The organism is Candidatus Desulfolinea nitratireducens, from assembly GCF_982879505.1.
Genome location: NZ_CEYOSI010000160.1, coordinates 3,692 through 8,445, shown reverse-complemented (window position 1 = coordinate 8,445; position 4,754 = coordinate 3,692). Strand labels below are relative to the sequence as shown.

The window sequence follows — 4,754 nt, the reverse complement described above, 5'->3', positions numbered from 1 at the left end:
TTTGCTTTATACTATCCCTGACTTTCAACAAACCATGGAGAAAAAATGAGCCTGCTCTTTACCCCCGAAAAAATTGGAAACCTGGAAGTACCCAATCGCATCCTGCGTTCAGCAACCGCCGAACTAATGGCAAGTAATCTGGATGGCAAACCCAGAGAGCAGCTAAAATCCCTTTGGGTTGCGCTTGCCAAAGGCGGGACGGGCCTGATCATCACCGGGCATATGTATGTCCATCCCTCTGGAAAATGCCACCCTGAAATGGCGGGGATCTACTCAGACGAGCTGATCCCATCGCTAAAAGGATGCGTAGATGCTGTCCACGAAGCTGGCGGAAAGATCGCTGTACAGATCAATCATGGCGGGATGCAGTGTGATCCAAGAGCTGTAAATGGAACCATCGCCCCCTCTGCAATTGAGGATGATTTTCTCGATCAACCTGCCCGTGAGATGAGCACCGATGAGATCGAAATGCTGGTCGATGCCTATGGGCAGGCTGCACGCAGGGTTAAGGAGGCCGGTTTCGATGGGGTGCAGATCCATGCCGCGCACGGCTATCTGGTCAACCAATTTATCTCGCCCTATACCAATAAACGAACCGATAAATGGGGCGGTGATCTTCAGGGGCGGACGCGCTTCTTCAGAGAAGTGACCCGTTCTGTCCGTGAGCAGGTCGGGGCTGAATACCCGGTCTTCGTCAAATTCGGGATGGAAGATGGTCTGGAGGGCGGCTTAACTGCCGAGGAGGGCGCCGAGGTGATCTCCATGATGGCTGAGATGGGGCTGGATGGACTTGAGATCAGCGGTGGGATTGAGGCGAATAATGTTCGCAAAGGGATCAGAAATCCATCTCGAGAGGCGTATTTTCGTCCCCTGGTTCAACTTGCCCGCGAAAAAACCGATTTACCCCTGATTATGGTTGGGGGGATGCGCTCGAAAGGGGTAATGGAAGAAGTCTTATCCAGCGGAGATGCGGATTTTATTGCCTTATGTCGTCCTTTGATCAATGAGCCAAACTTCCCCAATCTGATGAAAGCAGGAGAACAAGAAACCTCCGGGTGCATCTCCTCTTCAAATTGTTGGACGGAGGTTATGGGAGAGGGAATTTCCTGTAAATGCCCTCCGCTGAAGGTCTGAGCTGATATTCCTTCTCAATCAGGGGGGATTAATCTCTAAAGGGGCTTTGCCAAATCCCCGGCCAAACGCGCAGAAACCCAAAGGTCGCACGGGAGATGGCAAAGGCGGAGACCGCGATCCAGATGCCCATCAGGGCGCGGGGTGCGGATAAGTCCACCAGCCAAACGCCGATCAATCCGATCAGGGCAGAGACGATCATCGCATTGCGTAGGTAGCGGAAATCGCCCGTGCCCCAATGCGCCCCATCGGTTAGAAAGGCGATCGAGTTAATCGGCTGGCTGAGGGAGGAAATTGCCCAGGCGGGGAGGAAAACCCCAACCGCCGAGGCCGGGATGAGGATATCTATAACGAGATCACGCCCAAACCACATCAACGCACCGAGGGCGAAGCCCGTCCACAAACTCCACTTTGCTCCCACGACAACAACTTTTTTCGCCCAGACCCATGAATCCTGCCCGACAAAATAACCCACCAACGATTGGACAGTGGAGGCATAGGCATCCAATGCAAGGCCTGTGAAGAGAAAAACCTGCCGAATTGCCTGGTGCGCAGCGCCTGCATCTGCTCCGATGCGAGTTGCAGAGCGGGTGGTGAAAGCAAGGAAAATTGTCAGCAACCCGGTGCGGACGAAAAGGTCGCCGCCCACGCTGAGTAAGCGTTTCAGATCAGCGAATGCAAAAGAAAAGGTTAGCCCCAATTTCCTGGCGATGATCATTACCCCGACCATCGCACCCAACCATTGGCTGATGGTACTCGCCAATGCTGAACCAGCCACACCCATTGCCGGGAAGGGGCCGTTGCCAAAGATCATCATCCAGTCGAGAAGAATATTGAGGGCGTTCATACCGAGCGCAATCCAGAGCGGAGTGCGCATATCCTGTAATCCGCGCAAAACTCCAAAGCTAACCATCATCAGTAATACAGCGGGCGCGCCATAAGCGCGGATCTGCATATAGCTGACCGCTTCTGCCTGGACATCGTCAGAGGCGCCCATGAGACCGGCCAGCCAATCGGCGCTGGGCAGGATCAGTAAAATCAGCATCAGCCCAAAACCGACCGCCACCGTCAGGGATAGACTGGCAATGTCACATGCTTTTTCGGGATGCCCTTTTCCATATGCCTGTGCGACTTCGGTCTGTGCGCCGATATTGAGAAAATTGAATATCCAGAAAAGACTGGAGAGGGCGGTTATGCCGACACCCAGCGCCGCCAGGGATACTGACCCTAATGAGGCAACGAAGGCTGTATCGATTAAAGCAGTCAGCGGCTCGGCGGTCATCGAGATCAAGACGGGAAAGGATAAAGCCAGCAGAGTCCGATGGGGGTTCTTGGTAAAGGGATGGTTTAGGGTTTTCATTGATAGACAGTAACTGTTTTTTAGTTTATCTGTATAAATGTCTCATGTTGCGGAAGGTTCTCCCACTGTTTATAGAGGGAGCCAGAGGAGGGCAATAAAAGCCCCCACCCTACCCTCCCCCGCCAGACTGTAGCTCCAGTTTGAGAGAATTCTTTTGCGGGGGAGGAATGATTCACAGGGGTTATGGAGCGGCTTTGCCGCTCCATAACCCCAAAATACACAAGTCCCCCCTTCTTGAAGGGGGGACTACAGGGGGGATGGGAAGATCCTTAGAAACAGCGGCATCCCTGCTTATATAGATTCAAAAAGAATTTTCACGAAACAGGGGGGAGCGGTTCATCAGATACAGGCTCAGCATCAATAATGCCATCTTTATCCTTTTTGCGGAGCGTGAAAAAGCCGACCGCAGCCGGAATAAGAATCAGAATTAGCGCTACGCACAGCATGCCAAAGCCAGCGCTTGATGGCATCATGCCGCTATCGCTGACACCATTAAATTCAGTTGTGTATGGCATCACTCCTGCGGCAGTTACGACTCCAAAAATACAGAGACATAACCCTGGTAACCCACATAATAATACGGTTGCAATTGTAGCGATCAGGCCGGTCGTTTTCTTATCCATATATATTCTCCTCTTTGATAAGTTGATGATTGTTTGCTTAAGTATATAAGGTCTCTGCAACGGATGCAAGTTTAAAATGACCTTAAAAAAGAACCCGTTCCGTTGGAAGGAATGGGTTCTTCAACAAGACTAACCTCTCAACTCAGCCCCCAGCTCATGCTCCAGCCTGCGGACGATCTTCTGGCGCAGCTTGGCGGCTTCCTTGTCTGTCAATGTGCGGTCAGGAGCCTGATAGGTCAGGGCATAAGCCAGGGATTTTTTCCCTTCGCCGATCTGTTCGCCGCGATATACATCGAAGAGACGGACCTCTGTTAGCATCTTTCCACCGGTCTGACGGATAAGGGCTTCGATCTGCGCAGCGGGCAGGCTTTCATCCACGATCAGGGCGATATCCTCCAGCATCGGCGGGAAGGCCGGCACGGGTGTGATCTCATAGGCTGGCTGCGCGGCGCGTAATGCTTCAAGGTCAAATTCTGCTGCCAGAACAGGCGTATCGCCAAATTCGTATTTCGCTGCTGCAACAGGATGTAACTCGCCAAAGGCACCCATCACTTTTCCATTTACAGTCACTTCTGCTGATTTCCCGGGATGAAACGCAGCGCCGGGTTGTGTCGAAGTATCTGCCGGGGTGTAGACAACATCTTTAAGCCCGAGCCCAGCCAAAAGGGATTCGATCGCACCCTTCATATCGTAGAAATCCATCACGGTGCTGTCGATAGTATCCCAGGCAGGCGGCTGTCGTCTTCCCATCATCGCCATTGCCAGCTTATGCGGTTCGTCAGGCAGTTCCCCTTTGTTTGGGAGAAAGACCGGGCCGATCTCGAAAAATGCCAGTGAGTCGCGCAGGCGGGCGTTCTTTTCGATGACCTCCAAAATCGAGGCCATCAGACTGCGTCGCAAGACCCGTTTTTCGGGCGTGCTCGGGTTGGCGATCTTCACGAACTCACCTTGCAAGCCGATTCGCTCCTGTGCCTCGGGCGAGGTCAGGCGGTAATTAACCGTCTCCTGTAAACCCAAAGTAGAAAGCTGGTCACGCAGATTTTCTTCCCATTCGTATGTGGGATTTCCGATCTGCGGCGGGAGCGAGTCGCCGATCCGCGTTTCGGGGATTTTGTCGTAGCCGTACATGCGGGCGATCTCTTCGATCACATCCGCCACGCCGACCACACCTTCGCCAATATCCATGCGGAATGGCGGCGTTGCCGCCGAAACACGCGTGCCCTCAACCTGGCATTTGAACTCAAGCCGGGTGAGGAGTTCCGCGATTTTTTCCGCTGAGATCTCGATCCCCAGCAGACGTTTGACATCCGCCTCGCTCACTTCCAGAATGGGGTCTTTCGGCGGGATGGGGTAATTATCCACCAGGTCGGGTGCGACCATGCCATTGGCCCATTTCTGCATCCAGTACAAGCCGCGACGGACGCCAGCCTCGGCCAGGGCGGGATGCACCCCACGTGAGAAGCGATAGGAGGCTTCGGAGGGCAGGTTATGGTGGTTGGCCGTACGGCGGATATTGATGAAGTTCCAGGCCGCGCCCTCAAGGAGCACATTCTTGGTCTGATCGGTAATTTCGGATTCGAGTCCGCCCATCACGCCAGCGATGGAAAGCGCCCCCGCTTCATCACAGACGAGGACATTGG

General features: G+C 53.6%; 4 protein-coding genes. 1 reads left to right on the top strand and 3 read right to left on the bottom strand.

The window, feature by feature from the left end; all coding sequences use genetic code 11:
- Nucleotides 1–45: 45 nt before the first annotated feature.
- Nucleotides 46–1,134 (top strand): NADH:flavin oxidoreductase, encoded by a 1,089-nt coding sequence (locus tag AC3DOM_RS13025; protein WP_487919483.1) that lies wholly within the window; start codon nucleotides 46–48, stop codon nucleotides 1,132–1,134.
- Between the two features lie 28 nt (nucleotides 1,135–1,162).
- On the opposite strand, the gene AC3DOM_RS13020 is transcribed toward AC3DOM_RS13025, so the two are convergent.
- The 3 genes from AC3DOM_RS13020 to AC3DOM_RS13010 all read right to left on the bottom strand — a co-directional run.
- Nucleotides 1,163–2,491, bottom strand: a complete 1,329-nt coding sequence (locus AC3DOM_RS13020; protein WP_487919482.1) for an MATE family efflux transporter — start codon at nucleotides 2,489–2,491, stop codon at nucleotides 1,163–1,165.
- Between the two features lie 314 nt (nucleotides 2,492–2,805).
- Nucleotides 2,806–3,114 (bottom strand): hypothetical protein, encoded by a 309-nt coding sequence (locus AC3DOM_RS13015; protein WP_487919481.1) that lies wholly within the window; start codon nucleotides 3,112–3,114, stop codon nucleotides 2,806–2,808.
- 129 nt (nucleotides 3,115–3,243) lie between these two features.
- The coding region (locus tag AC3DOM_RS13010; RefSeq protein ID WP_487919480.1) for a phenylalanine--tRNA ligase subunit beta at nucleotides 3,244–4,754 on the bottom strand (1,511 nt) is incomplete at its 5' end.